Source organism: Streptomyces sp. NPDC058459, from assembly GCF_042721685.1.
In the GTDB taxonomy this organism is placed as follows: domain Bacteria; phylum Actinomycetota; class Actinomycetes; order Streptomycetales; family Streptomycetaceae; genus Streptomyces.
Map to the genome: position 1 here is coordinate 1 of NZ_JBHXLV010000066.1, position 22664 is coordinate 22664.

27 protein-coding genes are annotated in these 22664 nt (G+C 70.3%); 10 read left to right on the forward strand and 17 right to left on the reverse strand.

Annotated features, from left to right (window positions below; genetic code table 11):
* Positions 1-362: 362 nt before the first annotated feature.
* Positions 363-1004 (reverse strand): DNA-3-methyladenine glycosylase, encoded by a 642-nt coding sequence (locus ACFWN1_RS15065; RefSeq protein ID WP_384361600.1) that lies wholly within the window; start codon positions 1002-1004, stop codon positions 363-365.
* 101 nt (positions 1005-1105) lie between these two features.
* Between ACFWN1_RS15065 and ACFWN1_RS15070 the strand changes: the two genes are divergently transcribed.
* The 3 genes from ACFWN1_RS15070 (at position 1106) to ACFWN1_RS15080 (ending at position 3124) form a co-directional block, all read left to right on the forward strand.
* Positions 1106-1888, forward strand: coding sequence for a sporulation protein (locus ACFWN1_RS15070; protein ID WP_384361603.1), 783 nt, complete (start codon positions 1106-1108; stop codon positions 1886-1888).
* Between the two features lie 42 nt (positions 1889-1930).
* On the forward strand, positions 1931-2470 hold the full coding sequence (locus ACFWN1_RS15075) for a YbhB/YbcL family Raf kinase inhibitor-like protein (RefSeq protein ID WP_384361606.1): 540 nt from the start codon (positions 1931-1933) through the stop codon (positions 2468-2470).
* A gap of 144 nt (positions 2471-2614) precedes the next feature.
* On the forward strand, positions 2615-3124 hold the full coding sequence (locus tag ACFWN1_RS15080; RefSeq protein ID WP_384361608.1) for an HNH endonuclease: 510 nt from the start codon (positions 2615-2617) through the stop codon (positions 3122-3124).
* Between the two features lie 72 nt (positions 3125-3196).
* Here ACFWN1_RS15080 and ACFWN1_RS15085 read toward each other — a convergent pair whose 3' ends face one another.
* From ACFWN1_RS15085 to ACFWN1_RS15095, 3 genes are all read right to left on the reverse strand, one after another.
* Complete coding sequence (locus tag ACFWN1_RS15085) at positions 3197-4150, reverse strand: SPFH domain-containing protein (protein ID WP_384361610.1); 954 nt, start codon at positions 4148-4150, stop codon at positions 3197-3199.
* A 162-nt stretch (positions 4151-4312) separates the two neighbouring features.
* A complete protein-coding gene (locus ACFWN1_RS15090; RefSeq protein ID WP_384361613.1) occupies positions 4313-4744 on the reverse strand; it encodes an NfeD family protein in 432 nt (143 codons plus the stop codon).
* A gap of 83 nt (positions 4745-4827) precedes the next feature.
* Complete coding sequence (locus tag ACFWN1_RS15095; protein ID WP_384361616.1) at positions 4828-5619, reverse strand: ABC transporter ATP-binding protein; 792 nt, start codon at positions 5617-5619, stop codon at positions 4828-4830.
* Between the two features lie 150 nt (positions 5620-5769).
* Between ACFWN1_RS15095 and ACFWN1_RS15100 the strand changes: the two genes are divergently transcribed.
* Positions 5770-6558: a hypothetical protein gene (locus ACFWN1_RS15100; protein WP_384361618.1), complete on the forward strand. Its 789-nt coding sequence runs from the start codon at positions 5770-5772 to the stop codon at positions 6556-6558.
* Between the two features lie 17 nt (positions 6559-6575).
* On the opposite strand, the gene ACFWN1_RS15105 is transcribed toward ACFWN1_RS15100, so the two are convergent.
* Complete coding sequence (locus ACFWN1_RS15105; RefSeq protein ID WP_384361621.1) at positions 6576-7217, reverse strand: response regulator; 642 nt, start codon at positions 7215-7217, stop codon at positions 6576-6578.
* Positions 7210-8364: a GAF domain-containing sensor histidine kinase gene (locus ACFWN1_RS15110; protein ID WP_384361623.1), complete on the reverse strand. Its 1155-nt coding sequence runs from the start codon at positions 8362-8364 to the stop codon at positions 7210-7212. The genes ACFWN1_RS15105 and ACFWN1_RS15110 overlap by 8 nt, the downstream gene beginning before the upstream one ends.
* A gap of 503 nt (positions 8365-8867) precedes the next feature.
* Here ACFWN1_RS15110 and ACFWN1_RS15115 point away from each other — a divergent pair.
* The gene (locus tag ACFWN1_RS15115; protein ID WP_384361625.1) at positions 8868-9671 is read left to right on the forward strand and encodes a transglycosylase SLT domain-containing protein; all 804 of its coding nucleotides are present in this window, start codon (positions 8868-8870) and stop codon (positions 9669-9671) included.
* 95 nt (positions 9672-9766) lie between these two features.
* Here the strand turns inward: ACFWN1_RS15115 and ACFWN1_RS15120 are convergent, their stop codons facing one another.
* Positions 9767-12253: an FHA domain-containing protein gene (locus ACFWN1_RS15120; protein WP_384361627.1), complete on the reverse strand. Its 2487-nt coding sequence runs from the start codon at positions 12251-12253 to the stop codon at positions 9767-9769.
* Between the two features lie 522 nt (positions 12254-12775).
* Here ACFWN1_RS15120 and serB point away from each other — a divergent pair.
* Entirely contained in the window at positions 12776-13999 is a 1224-nt protein-coding gene (gene serB, locus ACFWN1_RS15125) for a phosphoserine phosphatase SerB (RefSeq protein ID WP_384361630.1), read from the forward strand.
* An 81-nt stretch (positions 14000-14080) separates the two neighbouring features.
* Here serB and ACFWN1_RS15130 read toward each other — a convergent pair whose 3' ends face one another.
* The 4 genes from ACFWN1_RS15130 to ACFWN1_RS15145 all read right to left on the reverse strand — a co-directional run bounded on the left by ACFWN1_RS15130 (position 14081) and on the right by ACFWN1_RS15145 (position 16511).
* Positions 14081-14599, reverse strand: a complete 519-nt coding sequence (locus tag ACFWN1_RS15130; protein WP_384361633.1) for a SixA phosphatase family protein — start codon at positions 14597-14599, stop codon at positions 14081-14083.
* A 79-nt stretch (positions 14600-14678) separates the two neighbouring features.
* A complete protein-coding gene (locus ACFWN1_RS15135) occupies positions 14679-14885 on the reverse strand; it encodes a hypothetical protein (RefSeq protein ID WP_384361634.1) in 207 nt (68 codons plus the stop codon).
* Positions 14886-15056: 171 nt separating this feature from the next.
* On the reverse strand, positions 15057-15176 hold the full coding sequence (locus tag ACFWN1_RS15140) for an SGM_5486 family transporter-associated protein (protein WP_384361637.1): 120 nt from the start codon (positions 15174-15176) through the stop codon (positions 15057-15059).
* A gap of 57 nt (positions 15177-15233) precedes the next feature.
* Entirely contained in the window at positions 15234-16511 is a 1278-nt protein-coding gene (locus ACFWN1_RS15145; RefSeq protein WP_384361639.1) for a CynX/NimT family MFS transporter, read from the reverse strand.
* Between the two features lie 58 nt (positions 16512-16569).
* Between ACFWN1_RS15145 and ACFWN1_RS15150 the strand changes: the two genes are divergently transcribed.
* Positions 16570-17262: a FadR/GntR family transcriptional regulator gene (locus ACFWN1_RS15150; protein WP_384361641.1), complete on the forward strand. Its 693-nt coding sequence runs from the start codon at positions 16570-16572 to the stop codon at positions 17260-17262.
* Here the strand turns inward: ACFWN1_RS15150 and ACFWN1_RS15155 are convergent.
* From ACFWN1_RS15155 to ACFWN1_RS15180, 6 genes are all read right to left on the reverse strand, one after another.
* Positions 17240-17578: a hypothetical protein gene (locus ACFWN1_RS15155; protein WP_384361644.1), complete on the reverse strand. Its 339-nt coding sequence runs from the start codon at positions 17576-17578 to the stop codon at positions 17240-17242. The two genes, ACFWN1_RS15150 and ACFWN1_RS15155, sit on opposite strands and share 23 nt — an antisense overlap.
* Positions 17579-17733: 155 nt before the next feature.
* Entirely contained in the window at positions 17734-18501 is a 768-nt protein-coding gene (fabI, locus tag ACFWN1_RS15160) for an enoyl-ACP reductase FabI (RefSeq protein ID WP_384361647.1), read from the reverse strand.
* A 5-nt stretch (positions 18502-18506) separates the two neighbouring features.
* Positions 18507-19211 carry a 3-oxoacyl-[acyl-carrier-protein] reductase gene (gene fabG / locus ACFWN1_RS15165; RefSeq protein WP_384361650.1) on the reverse strand — a complete coding sequence of 235 codons (705 nt, stop codon included), beginning with the start codon at positions 19209-19211 and terminating at the stop codon, positions 18507-18509.
* Between the two features lie 168 nt (positions 19212-19379).
* Complete coding sequence (locus ACFWN1_RS15170) at positions 19380-19766, reverse strand: type II toxin-antitoxin system VapC family toxin (protein ID WP_384361685.1); 387 nt, start codon at positions 19764-19766, stop codon at positions 19380-19382.
* 5 nt (positions 19767-19771) lie between these two features.
* Positions 19772-20059 (reverse strand): type II toxin-antitoxin system Phd/YefM family antitoxin, encoded by a 288-nt coding sequence (locus tag ACFWN1_RS15175; RefSeq protein ID WP_384361653.1) that lies wholly within the window; start codon positions 20057-20059, stop codon positions 19772-19774.
* A 16-nt stretch (positions 20060-20075) separates the two neighbouring features.
* Positions 20076-20513, reverse strand: coding sequence for an ATP-binding protein (locus tag ACFWN1_RS15180; RefSeq protein WP_384361688.1), 438 nt, complete (start codon positions 20511-20513; stop codon positions 20076-20078).
* Positions 20514-20706: 193 nt separating this feature from the next.
* On the opposite strand from ACFWN1_RS15180, the gene ACFWN1_RS15185 reads away from it, so the two are divergent.
* The 3 genes from ACFWN1_RS15185 to hemC are packed head-to-tail and all read left to right on the forward strand — an operon-like array spanning position 20707 to position 22641.
* Positions 20707-21534 (forward strand): helix-turn-helix domain-containing protein, encoded by an 828-nt coding sequence (locus tag ACFWN1_RS15185; RefSeq protein WP_384361655.1) that lies wholly within the window; start codon positions 20707-20709, stop codon positions 21532-21534.
* Entirely contained in the window at positions 21531-21719 is a 189-nt protein-coding gene (locus tag ACFWN1_RS15190; protein ID WP_384361658.1) for a DUF397 domain-containing protein, read from the forward strand. The genes ACFWN1_RS15185 and ACFWN1_RS15190 overlap by 4 nt, the downstream gene beginning before the upstream one ends.
* The gene (gene hemC, locus ACFWN1_RS15195; RefSeq protein ID WP_384361661.1) at positions 21709-22641 is read left to right on the forward strand and encodes a hydroxymethylbilane synthase; all 933 of its coding nucleotides are present in this window, start codon (positions 21709-21711) and stop codon (positions 22639-22641) included. The genes ACFWN1_RS15190 and hemC overlap by 11 nt, the downstream gene beginning before the upstream one ends.
* Positions 22642-22664: the final 23 nt, after the last annotated feature.

Consider the following 22664-nt stretch of genomic DNA (forward strand, 5'->3'; position numbering starts at 1 on the left):
ACGCTGTTGAGTTCTCAAGGAACGGTCGCTTCCTTCGTACTCACCCTCTCGGGCTTTCCTCCGGGCTTCCCTTCGGTGTTTCCGACTCTATCAGAACCTTTCGGCGCCTGATTCCCTGTCGGAGCGGGATTGCCTTGGGCTTTTCGGCTTTCGCCGTCCGACCTTTCGACATTCACTACGTTAGTCGATCTCCGCCGCGACTCAAAATCGAGTCTCACGGAGTCGAATTCGGACGTGCGGGCACGCCGAAATCATCCCCGCCAGGGGATGTCACAAATAGTGGGTGGCCGCTTCCGGCTGCAGGCGATTGCCGTACCCGGTTCAAGCGGCTCGGACTACCTTACGCATCCCGCGAGGACGAGTCAACGTGGCCTGCGTCTTGGTGCATGGGCCCGGTAGGGGCTCACGGTGGGGTCGTCCGCGATCCAGAAGCGCCAGGGGTGGACTCCGCCGTCGCCGGACACTCCGGTCCGCGGCCCGCTGCGTACCTGTTCGGGAGGGACGGGGGTGCCCGCGAGGACGCGGATCGGGGTGTCCCCGTGTGTGCAGGCGTCGGTGCCGTCGAGCGAGCGGTCCACGTCCAGCGCGGTGGCGAGGCGGGCCGGGCCCTTGGCCAGTTCCTTGTCATGGCGGGCCGAAAGCCGGCGCTTGCGGGCGAACTCCGCTCCCTCGACGATCTCGCCGGCGCGGAGCAGCACACCGCTCGCCGTGCCCTCGGGGCCGCAGACGAGGTTCATGCAGTGCCACATGCCGTAGGTGAAGTAGACGTACACATGGCCGGGCGGGCCGAACATCACGTCGTTGCGGGGGGTGCGGCCCCGGTAGGCGTGCGAGCCGGGGTCGTTCGGGCCGTCGTACGCCTCGACCTCGGTGAGGCGGAGGGCTATCGGGCCGTCGGGTGTGGTGCGGATCAGGAGGCGGCCGAGGAGGTCAGGGGCGACCTCCAGTACGGGACGGTCGAAGAACTCCCGAGGCAGTGGCGTACGGTCCGGGGGCGTGATCATGCCCTCCGAGGGTAGTGCAGCCGCGTCGTCGTCCCCGCGGAACCGGTCACGGCCGATTCGCGTTCGTACGGGGCGAGGGTCCATTCGTAAAGGGAGAGTCAATGGCGTTCAAGAAGCTGCTCGCGAGCCTGGGGGCCGGGGGTGCGTCCGTCGAGACGGTGCTGACCGAGGCCAACGTGGTGCCCGGCGGGGTCGTGCAGGGCGAGGTCCGTATCCAGGGCGGCTCGGTCGACCAGAACATCGAGGGGCTGTCCGTCGGTCTGCAGGCCAAGGTCGAGGTGGAGAGCGGCGACCAGGAGTACAAGCAGGACGTCGAGTTCACCAAGGTCCGGCTCGGTGGCGCCTTCGAGCTGCGGGCCGGGGCCGTGCACGCGGTGCCGTTCGGGCTGGAGATCCCCTGGGAGACCCCCGTCACGGTGATCGACGGGCAGGAGCTGCGCGGGATGCACGTCGGGGTGACCACCGAGCTGCAGATCGCCCGCGCGGTGGACTCCTCCGACCTGGACCCGATCCACGTGCACCCGCTGCCCGCGCAGAAGGCGCTGCTGGACGCGTTCATCCAGCTCGGCTTCCGCTTCAAGAACGCCGACCTGGAGCGCGGCCACATCCGGGGCACCCGGCAGCGGCTGCCGTTCTACCAGGAGATCGAGTTCTACCCGCCGTCGCAGTACCGGGGCCTGAACCAGGTCGAGGTCAGCTTCGTGGCCGACGACAACGCGATGGACGTCGTGCTGGAGATGGACAAGAAGCCGGGGCTGTTCAGCGAGGGCTCGGACACCTTCCGCTCCTTCCAGGTGGGCCTGCACGACTTCCACACCACCGACTGGGCGGGTTACCTCAACCAGTGGCTGTCCGAGGTCGGCAGCAAGCGGAACTGGTTCTAAGGTCGAAGCCACCGAACGGAACGATCAGCAGGAGGTATCGACGTGACCGAGCCCAAGCGGCGGCCGCTCCCCCATGACTTCCATCCGCCCGTGCCGTCGTTCACGGTGACGAGCGAGGACATCGCCGAGGGCGGGACGCTGAAGAGCGCCCAGGTCCAGTCGGAGGGGAACACCTCTCCGGAGCTGAGCTGGTCCGGCTTCCCGCCGGAGACCAAGAGCTTCGCGGTGACCTGCTTCGACCCGGACGCGCCGACCGGCAGCGGATTCTGGCACTGGGTGGTCTTCGACATCCCGGCGTCGGTGACGCGGCTGCCGGCGGGTGCGGGCAGCGGCGACTTCGCGGGGCTGCCCGAGGGCGCCGTGCAGGTGCGCAACGACGACGGCGCGCCGGGGTTCGTCGGCGCCGCCCCGCCGCCGGACGACGGTCCGCACCGCTATGTGTTCACGGTGTACGCGGTGGACGAGGACCGGCTGAGTGTCGGCGAGGACGCCACTCCGGCGGTCGTCGGCTTCAATCTGCGCTTCCACGCGCTGGCCCGTGCCCAGCTCGTCGGGGAGTACGAGATTCCCGCGCGGGGCTGAGTGCCCCTTCGGTGTTTGCCCGCCTCTGGTCTTGGAAGTGATCAGGGGTGGGCGCTTTTTATTTCGTTGTCCATCTCGATGCGCCCGTCCAGAGTTGATCCAGGTCCGCCGGGGGTGCGGACAGGCGCACGGGAGGTGGGCGGGATGCGTGGCACGTTGGTCCTCAACGCGAGTTTCGAGCCGCTGTCGACGGTGACGGTGAACCGTGCCGTCGTGCTGGTGCTCCAGGACAAGGCGGTGGTGGAGCAGGCGCACACCGGGCTGCGGATGCGCGGCACGCTGGTGGACATGCCGGCGCCCCGGGTGATCCGGCTGTGCAGATACGTGAGGGTGCCGTTCCGAAGACAAGCGCCCTGGTCGAGGCGGGGGGTGCTGGTGCGGGACCGGCACCGTTGCGCGTACTGCGGGCGGGCGGCGAGCACGGTGGACCATGTGGTGCCGCGGGCGCAGGGGGGCGCGGACTCGTGGCTGAACACGGTGGCGTCCTGCGCGGAGGACAATCACCGCAAGGCCGACCGGACTCCGCAGCAGGCGGGGATGCCGTTGCTGCGGCAGCCGTTCGAGCCGACTCCGGCGGACGCGATGCTCCTGGCCCTGGGGTCGGCCGACTTCGCCGCGCTGCCGGAGTGGCTCGCACCGTCCGCGGCCGCGTAAATCACGTACATGACGGTCGGGCCCGCTCTCCCGGTGTGGGAGGGCGGGCACCGCTGTCGTGGCCGGGGGTCGTCAGTCGATGGTCGGCCGTTCGCGGCGGTCGGTGCCGGTGCCCTTGGTCTGCTGGGGCACGGCGCCGCCGCCTCCGCCGAAGTTGCCGAAGTTGCCCATGGCTCCGGAGAGGCCCTTGAGGGCGTCGCCGATCTCGCTGGGGACGATCCAGAGCTTGTTGGCGTCGCCCTCGGCGATCTTCGGGAGCATCTGGAGGTACTGGTACGAGAGGAGCTTCTGGTCGGGGTCGCCGGCGTGGATGGCCTCGAAGACGGTGCGGACGGCCTGGGCCTCGCCCTCGGCGCGGAGGGCGGCGGCCTTGGCCTCACCCTCGGCGCGCAGGATCTGGGACTGCTTCTCGCCCTCGGCGGTGAGGATGGCGGCCTGCCGGGTGCCCTCGGCGGTGAGGATGGCGGCGCGCTTGTCGCGGTCGGCGCGCATCTGCTTCTCCATCGAGTCCTGGATGGAGGTGGGCGGCTCGATGGCCTTCAGCTCGACGCGGTTGACGCGGATGCCCCACTTGCCGGTGGCCTCGTCGAGGACGCCGCGCAGGGCCGCGTTGATCTCCTCGCGGGAGGTCAGGGTCCGCTCCAGGTCCATGCCGCCGATGATGTTGCGCAGCGTGGTGACGGTGAGCTGCTCGATCGCCTGGATGTAGCTGGCGACCTCGTAGGTGGCGGCCCTGGCGTCGGTGACCTGGTAGTAGATGACGGTGTCGATGTTGACCACCAGGTTGTCCTGGGTGATCACCGGCTGGGGCGGGAAGGGTACGACCTGTTCGCGCAGGTCGATGCGGTTTCGGATGGTGTCGATGAACGGGACGACGATGTTGAGGCCCGCGTTCAGGGTGCGGGTGTAGCGGCCGAAGCGCTCGACGATGGCGGCGCTGGCCTGTGGGATGACCTGGATGGTCTTGATCAGGGCGATGAAGACCAACACCACCAGAATGACCAGGACGATGATGACCGGTTCCATCGTGTTCCCCGTATCCCCTCTTCGCATCGGTGCGCGCGGCGGAAGTCGTGAAAGATCTTGCCGGTCGAGTCTGTCAGACCGTCGGGCAAGTCGTGGGCTGTTCGGTTCAGTTGAGTCGCGCGAGGTCAGGTGTCGTGCGAGGTCGTCCGGGCCGGGCGGCTGTCAGATGACGATCGCGGTGGCTCCCTCGATGTCCACGACGTCCACCTCCTGGCCGACGTCGTAGGCGCGGGCGGTGTCCAGGGCGCGGGCGGACCAGATCTCCCCGGCGAGTTTGACGCGTCCGCCGGAGCCGTCGACCCGTTCGAGGACGACGGCCTGTCTGCCCTTCAACGCGTCGATCCCGGTGGGCAGGTAGGGGCGCCCACTGCTGTGGCGGGCCGCGATGGGGCGGACCACGGCGATGAGCGCGACCGAGACGGTCACGAAGGTGAGGACCTGCACGACGATGCCGAAGCCGAGTCCGGCCGCACCCGCGGCGACCAGGGCTCCTACGGCGAGCATGCCGAACTCGGGCATGGCGGTGACGACGAGCGGGATTCCGAGGGCGACGGCGCCGACGAGCCACCACACCCATGCGTCTATGTCGTTCACACGGTCATGGTAGGTCCGGGGGTCGGGCCGCCGACAGGGTGCGAACGTGCCGGTGGTCACCGGCGACGGCCGCAGGGCGCGAGTCAGCCCAGCGGGAGGCCGCGCGCGGTCCAGCGGTCGCCGGCCTGCTCGACGACGAGGGGGAGGCCGAAGCAGCGGGAGAGGTTGCGGGAGGTCAGCTCCAGCTCGATCGGTCCGGCGGCGAGCACCTTGCCCTGGCGGATCATGAGGACGTGGGTGAAGCCGGGGGCGATCTCCTCGACATGGTGGGTGACCATGATCATGGAGGGCGCGATGGGGTCGCGGGCGAGCCGGCCGAGGCGGCGGACGAGATCCTCCCGGCCGCCGAGGTCGAGTCCGGCGGCGGGCTCGTCGAGGAGGAGCAGTTCGGGGTCGGTCATCAGGGCGCGGGCGATCAGGGTGCGCTTGCGCTCGCCCTCGGAGAGCGTGCCGAAGCGGCGGTCGAGGAATTCGCTCATGCCGAGGCGGTCGAGGAAGGCGCGGGCTCGCTGCTCGTCGATGTCCTCGTACTCCTCCTGCCAGCCCGCGGTCATGCCGTAGGCGGCGGTGAGGACGGTCTGGAGGACGGTCTGGCCCTTGGGGAGCTTCTCGGCCATGGCGATGCCGGCCACACCGATGCGGGGGCGCAGCTCGAAGACGTCGACCTTGCCGAGGGTGTCGCCGAGGATGGTGGCGGTGCCCTTGGTGGGGAAGAGGTAGCTGGACGCGACGTTGAGGAGGGTGGTCTTGCCGGCGCCGTTGGGGCCGAGGATGACCCAGCGCTCGCCCTCCTTGACCGACCAGGAGACCTGGTCCACCAGAGCCCGGCCCTCACGGACCACGGATACGTCCTGAAGCTCCAGAACATCGCTCATGAGCGCGTTGTCTCCCCTTGCGTCGTGGCCGGTCTCGGCTGTCGCTTACGCCTGTGGCTCGGTCCGCCGCGCCGACGGGCGCAGCCCATATGAAATCTACGCCACGAGTGCCCCGCTCCATTCCATCGGTCCGGTCCTTAGGGTGGGGGCATGCTCACGGAACCTCGTTCAGGACGCCTCGCCGCTTGGGGAAATGCCCTGTTGGCCGGAATCGTCTCGCCGGATGACGCCGTACTCGCCGCTGTGGGGGAGGACGCGGTGCACCGGGTGGCCGGGCTGCCGGGTGAGAGCGGGGTGGTGGGGCTCACGTTGGCGCTGGGCCGGCTGCGGGCGCTCGGGGTGACCGGACTGCGGGTGGCGCTGCCGGCGCCGGGGCATCCGCTGGGGCTGAGCGGTCCGCCGGACTTCAACGCGCGGGCGCTGGCCGCCGGGGAGGCGGTGGTCTGCACGGGGGCCGCCTTCGGGCTGGTGCCGGAGGTGTCGGAGGCGGGGCCGGCGGGCGATGTGCACGTGGAGGTGGTGTGGCATGTGCTCCCGGTGCGGGAGGCGCCGCCGGCCGATGTGCCCTCGCTCGGTGAGGCGGAGCGGGAGCTGGCGGAGGCGCTGCGGGAGGCCACCGAGGTGCTGTCCCGGCTGGACGTGGCCGGTTCGGGTCCGGTGGCCGCCGCGGCGATCGACGCGTACCGGGCGCGGGCCGAGCGGGACGGGGAGGTGCTGGCACCGGGGTATCCGCCGCGTGCGGCACGGGTGCTGGAGCTGGCGGGGCGGGTGGGGCTGCTGGTCTCGCTGGCCCAGGAGCGGGGGCACGGGGGCGCGGTGAGCGCCTCGGAGATGGCCTCCCGCACCGAGGCGCTGCGCCCGGTGGAGCGGACGGCCCGGCGGGCGCGGGTGGCGGCGTACAACTCGGTGGTGGAGGAGCGGGAGCGGGGGATGCGCTGACGGGCTCCGGGGGCTCGTCAGCCGGTCGCGTCGTGGCGTACGGCCCACAGCGCGGCCTGGGTGCGGTCGGCGAGGTCGAGTTTCATCAGGATGTTGGAGACGTGCGTCTTGACGGTCTTCTCGGAGAGGACCAGGGCGCGGGCTATCTCGCGGTTGGAGCGGCCGTCGGCGATGAGGGCGAGCACCTCGCGCTCGCGCTCGGTGAGTGAACCGCTTCTCCCTTGGCCCGTGTTGCCCTCTTCCTGGGTGAGCAGGGCGTCGGCCACCTCGGGCTGGAGCAGGATGTGGCCGGCGTGCACGGAGCGGATGGCGGCGGCGAGGGCGTCGGGGTCCACGTCCTTGTAGACATAACCGGCGGCGCCCGCGCGCAGGGCCGGGACGACGGTACGGCGCTCGGTGAAGCTGGTGACGATCAGTACGCGGGCCGGGTTGCCGAGTTCGCGGAGCCTGCGCAGGGCGTCGATGCCGTCGGTGCCGGGCATCTTGACGTCCATCAGGACGACGCCGGGCCTCAGCTCCTCGGCGCGGGCGACTCCCTCGGCGCCGTCGGCGGCCTCGCCGACGACCTCGATGTCGTCCTGCACCTCCAGGAAGGTGCGCAGGCCGCGTCGGACGACCTGGTGGTCGTCGACGAGCAGCACCCTGATCGGGTCAGCCACCGGGGACCTCCATCTCGATCTCGGTGCCCTTGCCGGGCGCGGATTCCACGGTGAGGGTGCCGCCGGCGCCGCTCGCCCGGTCCCGCATGGAGACCAGGCCGAGGTGGCGTCCCGCGCGGCGGACGGCGGTGGGGTCGAAGCCTCGGCCGTCGTCGGTGACGCGGAGGACGGCCCCCCGGCCGCGCCGTGCCACGTCGACGTGGACGTGCTCGGCGCCGGAGTGGCGCAGGGCGTTGTGCAGGGCTTCCTGGGCGACTCTCAGCAGGGCTTCCTCCTGGGCGGCGGGCAGGGCGCGGAAGCCGTGGCCGGTGAAGGTGACGCGGGCGGTGTGGGCGCGGTCGAGGACCTGGATCTGGGTGCGGAGGGTGGCGAGGAGGCCGTCCTCGTCCAGCGCGGCGGGGCGCAACTCGACCACGGCGGCGCGCAGTTCGTCGGCGGCTTCGGCGGCGAGGGCGGCGACCTGGTGGAGTTCGTCCTTGGCGCGGGCGGGGTCGCGGTCGACGAGGGCGGTGGCGGCCTGGGCGGTCAGGCGCAGGGAGAACAGCTTCTGGCTCACCGCGTCGTGGAGTTCGTGGGCGAGGCGGGAGCGTTCGTCCGCGATGGTCAGTTCGCGGCTGCGTTCGTAGAGGCGGGCGTTGGTGAGGGCGATGGCGGCGTGCTGGGCCAGGAGGGCGAGGAGGGCCTGGTCGTCCTCGGTGAAGCCGCAGCCGTCGTGCGGTCTGGGGCAGTTCTTGTTGGCCAGGAAGAGGGCCCCGATGATCTCGTCCTCGTCCCGGATGGGCAGGCCGAGGAAGTCGGCGAGTTCGGGGTGGGCGGCCGGCCAGCCCTCGAAGCGGGGGTCCTCTCGTACGTCGCCGAGGCGGACCGGGCGGCCCTCGCGCAGCATGGCGGCGAGGATGCCGTGCTGGCGGGGCAGCGGGCCGATGGCCTTCCACTGGGCGTCGCTCACCCCGTCGACGACGAACTGGGCGAAGCCCCCGTGGTCGTCGGGGACGCCGAGGGCCGCGTACCGGGCGTCGAGCAGCTCGCGGGCGGAGGCGACGATTGTCTTGAGGACGTCGCGCACCTCCAGGTGCCTGCTCATGGCCAGCAGCGCGGCGCTCACCGCGGCGAGACCGGACGGGGGACCCGGGGGACCTTGACTCATGCCCTCACGGTACCGGCGGGGTCCGACACCCGGATCGGCCTGTGGACAGCGGTGACCGGGACCCTGGACCTAGGCCCGCGGACGGAGGGCCGTAGCACCTCTGTGGACGAGGTGGTAAGCGCGCGCGGGCGGGCGGGCACGCACAGACAGAAGGTGTCCGGATAGTTTGCCTACGCACAGCAGCACACCAGGACTTCTGAGTGACCTCGCGCTCATACCGGTGTGAGCCCTCGCATAGGACGCACATCACTTACGATCGGACATAGGAGACAAAGTACCCCAGAGGAACACGGCGGATGTGCTGGTCTGTCCTGTTTTACGTCGACCTGATCCACTACCGCGCTTCGTACGTCACATCATTGCCAGGGCATTTTGCTCCCGCTAAGAATTGCTCCAGTCGCTCAGCGCCGCGGTCCATCCCGCGGCGTTCGTGCTGGAGGGACCGATTCCCCCGGCGGACGCGAGAGCGACCTCCGCGCCAGATCGAAGAGGTCCATCCAGCCATGCTCAAGAACACCCTGCATCGTCGTCTCAGTCGCCCGCTCGAGAAGTTCTCCACGCTGAACAAGCAGCACAAGATCGCCATCGCCGGTGTCAGCACCCTCGGCGCGGCCGCCATCGCCCTGTCCGCCGCCCCCGGCGGCGCCACGACCGTGGCCGGCGGTACCCCGGCCGTGGCCGCCAGGCAGGTGGCCGCCGAGCACGGTCAGGCCCGTGACCTCGACGCCACGCTCAGCAGCCCGCTGACGAGCGACAAGGTCAAGCTGGACGCCGTCAAGGCGAAGCAGAAGGCAGCAGCGGTCGCCGAGCAGCGCGCCGCCGACGCCGCCACGGCCGCGAAGCAGCGCTCCGCCGACGCCGCGAAGAAGAAGGCCGCCGCCGAGCGCAAGGCCGCTGAGCGCAAGGCCGCCGAGTCGCGTTCCGCGAAGGCCGCTGACCGGTCCGCGAAGCGTCCCCAGATGGAGACGGTCGCCGCGAAGACCTACAGGAACAACCTCGACGGCTGGATCCGCCAGTCCCTCGACATCATGCGCGCCAAGGGCATCCCGGGCAGCTACCACGGCCTGCACAAGAACATCATGCGGGAGTCCTCCGGCAACCCGCGTGCCATCAACGGCTGGGACATCAACGCCATCAACGGCATCCCGTCCAAGGGTCTGCTCCAGGTGATCCCGCCGACGTTCTCCACGTACCACGTGAAGGGCACGTCCTGGAACATCTACGACCCGGTCGCCAACATCACCGCCGCCGCCAACTACGCGGCGCACCGGTACGGCACGATCGACAACGTGAACAGCGCGTACTGAGGTCGGCGCGGACCTCTGAGACGACGCGGAAGGGCGGCACCCTAACGGGGTGCCGCCCTTCACGTTGCTCCCGGTGCCCCTCGGAGCGGGTGTAGCTACTTGCGCATGACCTCGGGCTCGTGCCGCCGCAGGAAGCGCGAGACGAGGAAGCCGCAGGCCACGCCGAGCGCGATCAGCGCGAGCATGTCCAGGCTCCAGGCGGCCGCCGAGTGGTTCCACAGCGGGTCGGTGCTGGTGGGGTCGTCGGTGTTCGGCGCGATGTTGTTGAAGTCCAGCGTGGTGCCTGCCGCGGCCACCGCCCAGCGGGACGGCATCAGGTACGAGAACTCGTTGACACCCGGCGTGCCGTGCAGGGTGAACAGGCAGCCGGTGAACACGACCTGGATGATCGCGAACATCACCAGCAGCGGCATGGTCTTCTCCGCGGTCCGCACCAGCGACGAGATGACCAGGCCGAACATCATCGAAGTGAAGCCCAGCGCCATGACCGGCAGGCACAGCTCCAGCAGGGTCGAGCCGCCGAGGACGAGACCCCGGTCCGGGATCTCCCGGCTGGCGAAACCGATCAGCCCCACCAACAGGCCCTGGAGCACCGTGACGGCGCCCAGGACGACCACCTTGGACATCAGGTAGGCCGAGCGGGACAGGCCGGTCGCGCGCTCTCGCTCGTAGATCACCCGTTCCTTGATCAGCTCGCGGACCGAGTTCGCCGCGCCCGCGAAGCAGGCGCCGACCGCGAGGATCAGCAGGACGGTCGTCGCCGTGCCGTTGGGCACGTGCAGGCCGGTCCTGGGGTTGAGCGGGTTGACCAGCAGCCCCTTCTCGTGCTGGATCAGCAGGCTGACCGCGCCGAGCACGGCCGGCAGGATCACCGTCAGCGCCAGGAAGCCCTTGTCGGAGCCGATGACCGCCACATACCGCCGGACCAGGGTCAGCAGCTGGGAGCCCCAGCTCTGCGGCTTGGGCGGCTTGACCGCCCGCGGCGGGGGCGCGGTGACGGACGGGGCGGCGACCGCGTCGAGGTCGGCGGCGTACATCTGGTAGTGCTGGGAGCCCTTCCAGCGGTCCGCCCAGTCGTAGTCGCGGTAGTTCTCGAAGGCGGAGAAGACGTCGGCCCAGGTGTCGTAGCCGAAGAAGTTCAGCGCCTCCTCCGGCGGGCCGAAGTAGGCCACCGCGCCGCCCGGCGCCATCACCAGCAGCTTGTCGCACAGGGCCAGCTCGGCGACGGAGTGGGTGACGACCAGGACCGTGCGGCCGTCGTCGGCGAGGCCGCGCAGCAGTTGCATGACATCGCGGTCCATGCCGGGGTCGAGGCCCGAGGTCGGCTCGTCCAGGAAGATCAGTGAGGGCTTGGTCAGCAGCTCCAGGGCGACCGAGACGCGCTTGCGCTGGCCGCCGGAGAGGGAGGTGACCCTCTTGTCCTTGTGGATGTCGAGCTTCAGCTCGCGCAGCACCTCGTCGATGCGGGCGTCGCGCTCGGCGCGGGTGGTGTCGGCGGGGAAGCGCAGCTTGGCCGCGTACTTCAGCGCCTTCCGTACGCTCAGCTCCTTGTGCAGGATGTCGTCCTGCGGGACCAGGCCGATGCGCTGGCGCAGCTCGGCGAACTGCTTGTACAGGTTCCGGTTGTCGTAGAGCACCTCGCCCTCGTTGGCGGGGCGGTAGCCGGTGAGCGCCTTGAGCAGGGTGGACTTGCCGGAGCCGGACGGGCCGATGACCGCGATCAGGGACTTCTCGGGGGCGCCGAAGGAGACGTCCCGCAGGATCTGCTTGCCCCCGTCGACCGTGACGGTGAGGTGGCGGGCGGAGAAGGACACCTCGCCGGTGTCGACGAACTCCTCCAGCCGGTCGCCGACGATGCGGAAGGCCGAGTGGCCGACACCGACGATGTCGTCCGGGCCTAGGACCGCGGTGCCGCCCTTGGCGATCGGCTGGCCGTTGACGTACGTGCCGTTGTGGGAGCCGAGGTCGCGGATCTCGAAGCGGCCCTCGGGCGTCGTCTGGAACTCGGCGTGGTGCCGGGAGACCTGGAGGTCGGAGACGACGAGGTCGTTGTCCAGCGAGCGGCCGATGCGCATCACGCGGCCGAGGGCGAACTGGTGGAACGTGGTCGGGCTGCGGTCGCCGTGGGCGGGCTGCTCCGGCGCGGCGTTCTGCTGGTGCGGGAAGACCGGTGCCTGCTGCGGGCCGCTCTGCCACTCGGGGCCCTTCGGCCGCGCGGCCTGCGGTACGGCCTGTGTCGGCTGGGCCCAGGCCGCGGACTGGGCGGCGTACGGCGCGGTCTGCGCGGCGCCGGCCGCGGTCAGGTCCAGCCGCGGGCCGTCGGTCGCGTTGCCGAGGTGTACGGCCGTGCCGGCCCCCAACTCCGTGTGTCCGACGCGGTGCCCCCGCACGAAGGTGCCGTTGGTGCTGCCGTGGTCCTCGATGACCCAGGTGCGCCCGTCGAAGGCGAGCGTGGCGTGCCGCCAGGACACCCTGGCGTCGTCGAAGACGATGTCGCCCTGCGGATCGCGTCCGAGGGCGTAGGACCGGGACGGATCGAGCGTCCAGGTCTGTCCGTTTGTTTCCAGTACGAGTTCCGGCACTCCATGCCCCACTGAGTTGTCCCCCGATCCGCCCCGACACGGGGAGTCTAGGGATGTCGAACATCGTGGGGAACTATTCCAGGCGCGGGCACCCAACTGGTAGTCGGACGTGTACGCGCACGCGGCTCAGGGGGCGGATACCGGTGCGGAGGGGGGTAATTGACCGCGACCGGGACACGGCTCCGCCGCCCAGCCGCTCAACGGCACCCCAGGAGAGGGAACTTCAGGGCTTCGGACCAGGTCACGTGGAGCTGTCGTTCCTCAGGCCCTGTCAACGGAACGGTGTGCACGTCAGACGCGCCACCGAGGCGGAGTACTCCCGCATGGACAGGGAGTCGCTGTTCGACTTCTCGAAGTCGTGGCCGCCGCCGTACCCGGCCGAGGGGGGGGACCGTGGAGTGAGTGTGCCGGACCGGGGCCGGGGACGCGGGGGCGTCCGGTGGTTCTTCGCCGGGCGGCCCCTGTCCGGTTGGCAGACCTGTCGGGCGGGGGTCCGCGGGGGGCGGATACGGTGGTGGGACCATGAGCGCTTCGCAGATCGTCGCTTCGCGGACCGGTGAGGTCCCCACTCTTCTCGTCAAGGTCTTCGGGAAGGACCGGCCCGGGATCACGGCCGGGCTGTTCGACACGCTTGGCGCATTCCAGGTCGACGTGGTCGACATCGAGCAGGTCGTGACGCGGGGCCGGCTGGTGCTGTGCGCGCTGGTCACGCAGCCCGCCGACGGGATGGAGGGCGACCTCCGGTCGACCGTGCACAGCTGGGCCGAGTCGATGAAGATGGAGGCCGAGATCATCTCCGGCCACGGCGACAACCGTCCGCGCGGTGTCGGCCGCTCGCTGGTGACGGTGCTGGGGCATCCCCTGACCGCCCGGTCGACGGCGGCGATCGCGGCGCGGATCGCGGGGACCGGCGGCAACATCGACCGTATCTTCCGGCTCGCCAAGTATCCGGTGACGGCCGTGGAGTTCGCCGTGTCCGGCGTGGAGACGGCGCCGCTGCGTACCGCGCTGGCGGCGAGCGCGTCGGCGCTGGGGGTCGACATCGCCGTGGTCTCGGCGGGGCTGCACCGGCGGGCGCAGCGGCTGGTGGTCATGGACGTGGACTCGACGCTGATCCAGGACGAGGTCATCGAGCTGTTCGCCGCGCACGCGGGCTGTGCGGCCGAGGTCGCCGAGGTGACGGCGGCGGCGATGCGCGGGGAGCTGGACTTCGAGCAGTCGCTGCACGCGCGGGTGGCGCTGCTGAGGGGGCTGGACGCCTCGGTGGTGGACAAGGTCCGCGAGGAGGTCCGGCTGACGCCGGGCGCGCGGACGCTGATCCGTACGCTGAAGCGCCTGGGCTACCAGGTCGGGGTGGTCTCCGGTGGCTTCACGCAGGTCACGGACGCGCTGCGGGAACGGCTGGGGCTGGACTTCGCGCACGCCAACACGCTGGAGATCGTCGACGGCGAACTGACCGGCCGGGTCACCGGTGAGATCGTGGACCGGGCGGGCAAGGCGCGGCTGCTGCGCCGGTTCGCCGCCGAGGCGGGGGTGCCGCTGTCGCAGACGGTGGCGATCGGTGACGGCGCCAATGACCTGGACATGCTGAACGCGGCCGGTCTGGGCGTCGCCTTCAACGCCAAGCCCGTGGTCCGCGAGGCGGCGCACACTGCGGTGAACTTCCCCTTCCTCGACACCGTGCTCTATCTGCTGGGCATCAGCCGCGAAGAGGTCGAGGCGGCCCAGACGCACGACGAGGACTGAGCCGGGAGGCCAGGGGGAGCACCAGGGGGAGAGAGGGCCCGGAGCCGTCGTGGTTCCGGGCCCCGCTCATGTCCGGGCAGGTCACTCCGGGGGCGCCCAGTAGTCGACCAGCGTCGCCTTGCCCGCCTCCAGGTCCTTCCACTCACCGTCGAAGGTGAGTACGGCGAAGGCGGAGGTGGGGAAGCCGCGCCGCTTCATCCGCTCCCGGGCGTCGCTCTCGGCGGTCCCGGCGAGGATCTCGGTCAGGTTGTGCACGGCGGGGTTGTGGCCGATGAGGATCACGTCGCGCACGTCGTCCGGGGTCTCGTTCAGCACGGCGATCAGCTCGCCGGGCGAGGCTTCGTAGACCCGGTCCTCATAGACGGTTTTCGGCCGGTGATCCAGTTCGTGCACGGCGAGCTTCCAGGTCTCGCGGGTGCGCAGCGCGGTGGAGCAGACGGCCAGGTCGAAGGCGATGCCGGTGTCGGCGAGCCTGCTGCCTGCGACGGGGGCGTCCGTGCGGCCCCGGTCGGCGAGGGGGCGCTCATGGTCGGACACCTGGGGCCAGTCGGCTTTCGCATGGCGGAAGAGGACGATCCTGCGGGGTTCAGCGACGCTCATGTCACCCAGCTTCGCATGAAACAGGCCACCTGGCGCAGGGAGTTGACATGCGGATTCACCGGTACGAGCGGGCGGCGGCTCAGTGCGCGACCAGTTGCCGGGCGTGCTCCACGAGCTGTGCCAGGGCGGGGTCGCCGCTCGCCGCGTGCGCGTTCGACGGGTTCATGATGAGTATCAGGAGTGCGACGAAGGCGAGCACGGGCAGCGCCAGCGCCCACCAGGGCAGCCGGGTGGTGGCATGGGCATGGGCAGCCGGGTGGGGCCGGGTGTGGGCGGGGACCGGCATGGTCGCCTCCGTCGCTCGTCGGGCCGTCCGGGGGGTCTGCGTCCCCGTACCCCTCGAAGCTATGCGAACACCGGCCGTCAACCCATCCGGGCTTCCACCCACTTGACCCTGATCCCCGCCCCCTAGGGGATGGGGGGAAAGCCCCACCATCGGGCGCGCGGCCCGGTGGGATCAGGGCGCGAGCATCATCGCGACGATGCCGATGACGACGAAGATGGCGAAGAACGAACCGAAGACGATCAGGATCTTCTTCTGGCTGTTCGGCGGGTTCGGGTCGAGCACAGGCTGCATGCGGCCAGTGTCCCACCCTCCCCCGCGCCGGGCCGCGCCGGGGCACGCCGGGACGCCCTACCGGCCCGCCTCGTCCTCCACGATCCGGTCCCGTCCCGCGAGGAACCCGACCGCCGTCTGCGGCAGCATCAGCGCCGCCATCAGCGCGAGCGGCACCCCCCAGCCCCCGGTGCGCTGGTAGAGCACGCCGACCAGCAGCGGGCCCGGGATGGAGAGCAGATACCCGGTGCTCTGCGCGAACGCGGACAGCTGGGCCACGCCCGGACCGGTGCGGGCCCGCAGGCCGACCATGGTGAGCGCGAGCGGGAAGGCGCAGTTGGACACCCCGAGCAGCACCGCCCAGGCCCAGGACCCGGTGGCGGGCGCGAAGAACAGCCCGGCGTAGCCCGCGAGGCCGCAGGCGCTCAGCGCCAGCACGATGGGGCCCTGGTGGGGCAGCCGGGTCGCCAGGCGCGGGATGACGAAGGCCAGCGGGACGGCCATCACCATGGTGAGCGCGAGCAGCAGGCCCGCTCTGCCGGCCGGGACCCCGGCGTCGCGGAAGATCTGCGGCATCCAGCCCATGCTGATGTAGGCGGCGGTGGCCTGGAGGCCGAGGAAGACGGCGAGCGCCCAGGCGGTGCGGCTGCGGGCGATCCGCAGCCGGGGAGCCGCTTCCGCGCCCGGAGCCGGCGCCGGCGCGGGCACCCGCTCGCGGACCAGCGGCAGCCAGGGCAGTACGGCGACGGCCGCGAGGACCGCCCAGACGGCGAGCCCGGACTGCCATTGGCCGCCGAGGGCGCCGGTGAGGGGGACGGTGACGGCGGCGGCGAGCGAGGTGCCGAGGGCCAGTGCCATCGAGTACAGGCCGGTCATGGTGCCCACGCGGTCCGGGAACCAGCGCTTGACGATGACCGGCATCAGCACGTTGCTCACCGCGATGCCCATCAGGGCGAGCGCGCTGGCCGCCAGGAACCCGGCGGTGGAGCCGATGTAGGGCCGGATCAGCAGCCCCGCGGTGATGGCGGTCATGCCCGCGCAGACCACCGCGCCCGGTCCGAAGCGGCGGGCCAGGCGCGGCGCGGTGGCGCCGAAGACGGCGAAGCACAGCGAGGGCACGGAGGTCAGCAGTCCGGCGACGCCGCCGCTCATGCCGAGCCCGTCGCGGACCTCCTCCAGCAGCGCACCCAGGCTGGTGATGGCCGGGCGGAGATTGACCGCGGCCAGCACGATGCCGACGACGACCAGTCGTACGGCCCAGGCGGGCGGGGCGGCGGGGGTCGTCGGGGGTGCCTGTGCATCGTGCGCGGCGGACGTTCGCGCGGTCCGGGTCTCCTCAGCCATGAGGCCCATCATAGAATCATGGGATGATTGGTTGTCCATCCCGTAGCCGACTCGTGTGCCAAGGTGTGCCATGCCTCTGAGCCACCCGCGCCGTTCGGCGCTGTCCGAGCAGGTCATCGCCGAACTGCGCGCCCAGATCACGTCCGGTGAGTGGCCGGTCGGCTCGCGCATCCCGACCGAGCCGGAGCTGGTCGAGCAGTTGGGCGTGGCCCGCAACACCGTCCGCGAGGCGGTGCGGGCGCTCGCGCACAACGGGCTGCTGGACATCCGCCAGGGTTCCGGCACCTATGTCGCGGCGACGAGCGAGCTGGCCGGTGTGATGCACCGCAGGTTCGCCGACGCCGATCCCCGGCACATCGCGGAGCTGCGGTCCACGCTGGAGTCGTCGGCGGCGCGGCTGGCCGCGGAGCGGCGCACGGAGAAGGACCTCAAGCAGCTGGACGCGCTGCTGGTCCGGCGCGAGGAGGCGTGGGAGGCCGGGGAGGCGGAGGCGTTCGTGGCGGCCGACGCCACCTTCCACCTGGCCGTGGTGTCCGCGTCGCACAACGACGTGATGATCGCGATGTACGCGGACCTCGGCGAGGTGCTGCGGGACTGGCTGCGCGCGGACGTGGGCGCCGACCTGGAGCAGCGCTCGTACATGGACCATGCCCGGCTGGTGGACGCGATCCGTACCGGGGACGCGCGGGCGGCGGCCGCGGAGGCGGCGAGCCACCCCTTCCAGTGCCGGCCGGAGCGGTTCAGCCCGCCTTCTGGTGGCTGATCCAGACCACCCGGATCTCCTTCCAGCACCGCCCGGTCAGCTTCACGGTCATCGCGGGCCCGGCGGCCACCGGCGCGCTGTCGGTGTCGATGTCCCACCAGCGGGCGCACTCGATGTGCAGCCGGACCCGGTCGGTGTGCACGTAGGGGTTGTGGCAGTACGACACCACCCCGGAGCCGTCCACCTTGACACGGCAGGACGCGCCGAAGAGGTCGGGGGCGTGCGGCTCGCCGTCACCGGCACGGGCCACGCCGCACGGCAGGGCGAGGACGAGAGCGGCCACGGCGACCGGGGCCACGCTGCGGGACGGGCGCACAAGGGGACCTCCTCGGCCGGGCTGCGGAGGGGCGCGCGGAACAACGCCTGCTTCGAGGGTGCGCCGCCGGAACGGCGACGGCCCGGCCGGAGATCCGTACGGGTGAGGCCCGCACCCCGTTGGGGGGTACGGGCCTCACGCGGGTGCGGGACCGGTCAGGCGCCGATCGCGTGCAGGCCGCCGTCGACGTGGATGATCTCGCCGGTGGTCTTCGGGAACCAGTCGCTGAGCAGGGCGACGATGCCCTTGCCGGCCGGCTCCGGGTCCTTGAGGTCCCACTCCAGCGGGGAGCGGGTGTCCCACACGGCGGCCAGGTCGGAGAAGCCCGGGATGGACTTGGCGGCCATGGAGCCGAGCGGGCCGGCGGAGACGAGGTTGCAGCGGATGTTCTGCTTGCCCAGGTCGCGCGCCATGTAGCGGCTGGTGGCCTCCAGGGCGGCCTTGGCCGGGCCCATCCAGTCGTACTGCGGCCAGGCGTACTGCGCGTCGAAGGTGAGGCCGACGACCGAGCCGCCGTTCTGCATCAGCGGGAGGCACGCCGTGGTCAGCGACTTCAGGGAGAAGGCGGAGACGTGCATGGCGGTGGCGACGGACTCGAACGGCGTGTTGAGGAAGTTGCCGCCGAGGGCGTCCTGCGGGGCGAAGCCGATGGAGTGGACGACGCCGTCCAGGCCGCCCAGCTCCTCGCCGACGATGTCGGCCAGGCGCGCGAGGTGCTCCTCGTTGGTGACGTCCAGCTCGATGACCTTGGCCGGCTTCGGCAGCTTCCTGGCGATGCGCTCGGTCAGCGTGGGGCGCGGGAACGCGGTCAGGATGATCTCGGCGCCCTGCTCCTGGGCCAGCCGGGCCGCGTGGAAGGCGATGGAGGCTTCCGTCAGCACTCCCGTGATCAGGATGCGCTTGCCCTCGAGAATTCCGCTCATGGTGTTCAGTGACCCATTCCCAGTCCGCCGTCAACGGGGATGACGGCTCCAGTGATGTACGAGGCTTCGTCCGAGGCGAGGAACTTCACCGCCGCGGCCACCTCCTCAGGCTCGGCGTACCGGCCGAGCGGTACCTGCGACACGATGCTCTCGCGCTGCTCGTCGGTGAGCGCCTTGGTCATGTCGGTGTCGACGAAGCCGGGGGCGACGACGTTGAAGGTGAGGTTGCGCGAGCCCAGCTCACGGGCGAGGGAGCGAGCGAAGCCGACCAGCGCGGCCTTGGACGCGGCGTAGTTCGCCTGCCCCGCCGAGCCCAGCAGACCGACCACCGACGAGATCAGGACGACGCGGCCCTTCTTGGCGCGCAGCATGCCCCGGTTGGCCCGCTTGACGACGCGGAAGGTGCCGGTGAGGTTGGTGTCGATGACCGAGGTGAAGTCCTCCTCGGACATGCGCATCAGCAGCTGGTCCCTGGTGACACCGGCGTTGGCGACCAGGACCCCGACGGGGCCGTGCCGCTCCTCGATCTCCTTGTACGCCTGCTCGACCTGCTCGGCGTCGGTGATGTCGCACTTGAGGGCGAGGAAGCCCGCCGGGGGCTCACCCGAGCGGTACGTGATGGCGACCTTGTCGCCGGCGTCGGCGAAAGCGCGGGCGATGGCGAGGCCGATGCCCCGGTTGCCTCCGGTGACGAGAACCGAGCGGCTCAACGGATCACCCTTTCGTTAGCGATCTGCAGCGTTCCGACAATCCGCCCGGTCACCCGGGTGCCGGGCGGGAAGGCGGCTTCCCCGAAAACCTATCGGTCCAGCCACGACCACGGACAATCGGGCACCGACAGTGACACATCCCTGCTCCTGTCGGATTCCTACAGATGCTCAGCCCGTCCCGTGGGGCGCGTAGGAGGCCAGTCCCGCCGCTTTGGCCGCGCTCAGCATGCGCTTGTCATAGGTGATCAGACAGTCGAGCCCTTCGCCTATCGTGAGCGCACTCGCAACGTGGAGGGCGTCGAGCGCTCGGAGCCCGCTGGGCAGCCTGGCCGCAAGGTCCCGGACCTCCTCGGTCAGCAGGATCTCAGTCACGAGACGGTCCAAATCCGACAAGGCGTCCGGGAAGGATCCGACTTTGTCGAGTTGCCGCACCGTCTCCACGACACCGACCGTGCTCGTTGCCAGCGGAAGTCCCGGGCGCTCAGCCAGGAAGGCCCGCAGTTCGGGGGCATCCGACCGGCCCGTCAGCAACGTGATGAGAGCCGAGGAATCCATGTAGATCACGCGTCGTAGTCCTCGCGCTCAGCGAGCAGAAGCTGAAGTGGGTTGGGAGCGCCGTCCGGGACGTCGTACCTCGGCAGACTGTCCAGGTCGGAAGTGGTGGCTGCCTTGAGTCGGATCTTGCCTTGGGCCACAAGGTCGGCGTATCGGGCGACCGGCCCGGAACCCGGAAGCAGTATGGCGATGACGTTCCCGTGCCGGGTGACTTGTACCGCCTCACCCTTCTCAACACGGGCAAAGACCGCGCTGGGGTTATACGAGAACTCACGTACCGAGATGGTGCTCATGTCACGCTACCTCACTTCACCCGTTTGTACTTACTTTCCCATTAGGGTACCTACATTCTGTGGGTCCTTTGTAGGTATCGCACTCCGCCCACACCGTTTTCCCAGGGCCGGTTCGGGTGCTCGTACCCCAGCGGGTGGCTACCGCCTCGACCAGGAGGAGGCCCCGGCCTCCCTCCGCGGTGGGGTCCGGCGCCGGGAGTTTCGGGTGAGCGGGGTGGGTGTCGGAGACCTCCACGCGTACGTGGCCGGCCTCGTGACGCAGGCGTACCTCGAAGTCCCTTCCGGGTACGCGGCCGTGCAGTACGGCGTTCGCGGCGAGTTCGGCGACGACCAGGGCGACGGTTTCCGAGGCGGGGCTGCCGTACGGGTGCCCCCAGCGGTCCAGCTGGAGCACGGCCAGCATCCGCGCGAGGCGCGCGCCGCGCCTGGTGGCGGAGAAGCGCTGCACGAACATACTTACGGTGACTGCCTCTTGGGCACGTGAGGGTGGCATGTGTCCAGCGTGATGACTCCGTCGGCTCCACCAACAGGAACGAAGCCCATACAAGTTCGCTTGTATCAGTGCACACTCTGGACTGGGTGGGTCACTCCCCGTGACGATGAGCGGATCGGCCGGGTTGAGCGGGGTACGTGAAAGGTGGACGGCGATGGTGGCAGAGCACGGGGCTGAGTCTTCCGACAGTCTGAAGCTGTTCGGCGTGGTCTTGAAGTCGTTGCGGGATCAAAGCGGTCTGACTCAGGAGGAATTCGCCCTTCAGGTGCGGTACTCGGCGCCCTACATCGCCAAGATCGAGCAGGGAAAGCGGTTCCCCCCGGCGGATCTGCCCACACGAGCGGCGGGCGTCCTGGGCGAGGACGCGGCGAAGCTCCTGACAGCGGCGATCAAGACTCTGACGAGGCGGTCGGGTCTGGCGACCTGGTTCCAGCAGTGGGCGGGAATCGAAGAAGAGGCGATCTCCCTGTACGCATACGAATGCCGTGTGATTCCGGGGCTTTTACAGCCGGAGAGCTATATCCGTGCGGTGTTCGACCAGCAGATCCCTCCGCTGTCCCAGGAGCAGTTCGAGCAGCAGGTGGCCGCTCGGCTGGAGCGGCAGCGCATTCTGGACGAGCGCCCGAACACGGCGTTCTCCTTCATCATCGAAGAGGCCGTGCTGACACGCGGCCTGGGCGGCCCGGAGGTGACACGGGACGTCACCAGAAACCTCTTGGAGCAGGGCAGCCGACGGAACGTCGAGATCCTCCTCATGCCGCTCCATCAGGTGGACCACTGCGGCATCGACGGGCAGATGTACCTCGCCGAACGCGACAGCCACCAGTGGGTCGGGTACATCGAAGGGCACGACTGCAGCACCCTGCTCACCGAGCCCAAATTGGTGAGTTCCATGCTTCAGCGCTATGGGAAGATGCGCTCACAGGCGCTGGGGCACCTGGCCACCGCGAAAGTGCTGAGAGACCTGCAAGGAGCGCTATGAGCACGGAACTGACATGGTTCAAGAGCAGCTACAGCGGCACGGGTGGCGGCAACTGTGTCGAGGTCGCCGTGCTCCCCGCCTCCATCCACATCCGCGACTCCAAAGACAAGCGGATGCGCCCCCTCACCGTCACGCCGGAGGCATGGGCCGCGTTTGTCGCCGTATCGTGCCCCCATGCCCGGTGACCTGATCCGCATCGTCTCCCGCAACTCCCCCATGGCGCTCGCCCAAGTGGAGCGTGTGCAGGCCGAGTTGGCCGTGCTTCACCCTCAGGTCCGTACCGAGGTGCTGCCGGTGACGACCACCGGGGACCGCTGGATGGGGGACCTTGCCCAGGTCGAGGGCAAGGGGGCCTTCACCAAGGAGGTGGACGCCGCCCTGCTCAGGGGGGACGCCGACCTCGCCGTGCACTGCATGAAGGACGTACCCGGCGACCGCCCCATCCCGGCGGGGACCCTCTTCGCCGCCTACCTCGCGCGGGACGACATCCGGGACGCGCTGGTCGGCCCCCGGGGCCGCGCCCTGGACCAGCTACCGGCCGGGACCAGGATCGGCACTTCCTCCGTGCGCCGGGTCGCGCAGCTCGCCGCCTCCCATCCCCACCTGGCCTGCGTACCGATCCGGGGCAACGCGAACCGGCGGCTGGAGAAGATGGCGGCCGGGGACGCCGACGCGCTGATCCTGGCCGTGTCGGGACTGGAACGCATCGGCCGGATGGACGCGGTCACGGAAGTCCTGGAGCTGGAGACGATGCTCCCGCCGATCGGCGCGGGCGTCCTCGCGCTCCAGTGCCGGGAGGACGACAGCAAGACCGTCGACCTCGTCAGCGGTCTTGGCGACCCGGCCACCCACCGTGAGACCACCGCCGAGCGGATGCTGCTGCACGTCCTCCAGGGACACTGCAACTCCCCCATCGCCGGGTACGCCCGCACCGAGCGCTCCGGTGAACTCTCGCTGCGCGCGGCCGTGTTCACCCCCGACGGCAAGACAGTCCTGCACGCGCACGAATGGGCGGGCCGTCTCGACCCCGCCACCCTCGGCATCTCCGTCGCCGTCGCGCTGCTCCGCCAGGGCGCGCGGCAACTCATCGACGGCATCGCCCACTGAGACCACCGGAACCGGCCGCCGGA

Bases quoted from the DNA above. Each gene is read 5' to 3' on its own strand.
- ACFWN1_RS15065 (WP_384361600.1), bottom strand. From the start codon at position 1,004: ATGATCACGCCCCCGGACCGTACGCCACTGCCTCGGGAGTTCTTCGAC.
- ACFWN1_RS15070 (WP_384361603.1), top strand. From the start codon at position 1,106: ATGGCGTTCAAGAAGCTGCTCGCGAGCCTGGGGGCCGGGGGTGCGTCC.
- ACFWN1_RS15080 (WP_384361608.1), top strand. From the start codon at position 2,615: ATGCGTGGCACGTTGGTCCTCAACGCGAGTTTCGAGCCGCTGTCGACG.
- ACFWN1_RS15085 (WP_384361610.1), bottom strand. From the start codon at position 4,150: ATGGAACCGGTCATCATCGTCCTGGTCATTCTGGTGGTGTTGGTCTTC.
- ACFWN1_RS15095 (WP_384361616.1), bottom strand. From the start codon at position 5,619: ATGAGCGATGTTCTGGAGCTTCAGGACGTATCCGTGGTCCGTGAGGGC.
- ACFWN1_RS15100 (WP_384361618.1), top strand. From the start codon at position 5,770: ATGCTCACGGAACCTCGTTCAGGACGCCTCGCCGCTTGGGGAAATGCC.
- ACFWN1_RS15110 (WP_384361623.1), bottom strand. From the start codon at position 8,364: ATGAGTCAAGGTCCCCCGGGTCCCCCGTCCGGTCTCGCCGCGGTGAGC.
- ACFWN1_RS15115 (WP_384361625.1), top strand. From the start codon at position 8,868: ATGCTCAAGAACACCCTGCATCGTCGTCTCAGTCGCCCGCTCGAGAAG.
- serB (WP_384361630.1), top strand. From the start codon at position 12,776: ATGAGCGCTTCGCAGATCGTCGCTTCGCGGACCGGTGAGGTCCCCACT.
- ACFWN1_RS15130 (WP_384361633.1), bottom strand. From the start codon at position 14,599: ATGAGCGTCGCTGAACCCCGCAGGATCGTCCTCTTCCGCCATGCGAAA.
- ACFWN1_RS15135 (WP_384361634.1), bottom strand. From the start codon at position 14,885: ATGCCGGTCCCCGCCCACACCCGGCCCCACCCGGCTGCCCATGCCCAT.
- ACFWN1_RS15140 (WP_384361637.1), bottom strand. From the start codon at position 15,176: ATGCAGCCTGTGCTCGACCCGAACCCGCCGAACAGCCAGAAGAAGATC.
- ACFWN1_RS15145 (WP_384361639.1), bottom strand. From the start codon at position 16,511: ATGATGGGCCTCATGGCTGAGGAGACCCGGACCGCGCGAACGTCCGCC.
- ACFWN1_RS15150 (WP_384361641.1), top strand. From the start codon at position 16,570: ATGCCTCTGAGCCACCCGCGCCGTTCGGCGCTGTCCGAGCAGGTCATC.
- fabI (WP_384361647.1), bottom strand. From the start codon at position 18,501: ATGAGCGGAATTCTCGAGGGCAAGCGCATCCTGATCACGGGAGTGCTG.
- ACFWN1_RS15170 (WP_384361685.1), bottom strand. From the start codon at position 19,766: ATGGATTCCTCGGCTCTCATCACGTTGCTGACGGGCCGGTCGGATGCC.
- ACFWN1_RS15175 (WP_384361653.1), bottom strand. From the start codon at position 20,059: ATGAGCACCATCTCGGTACGTGAGTTCTCGTATAACCCCAGCGCGGTC.
- ACFWN1_RS15180 (WP_384361688.1), bottom strand. From the start codon at position 20,513: ATGTTCGTGCAGCGCTTCTCCGCCACCAGGCGCGGCGCGCGCCTCGCG.
- ACFWN1_RS15185 (WP_384361655.1), top strand. From the start codon at position 20,707: ATGGTGGCAGAGCACGGGGCTGAGTCTTCCGACAGTCTGAAGCTGTTC.
- ACFWN1_RS15190 (WP_384361658.1), top strand. From the start codon at position 21,531: ATGAGCACGGAACTGACATGGTTCAAGAGCAGCTACAGCGGCACGGGT.
- hemC (WP_384361661.1), top strand. From the start codon at position 21,709: ATGCCCGGTGACCTGATCCGCATCGTCTCCCGCAACTCCCCCATGGCG.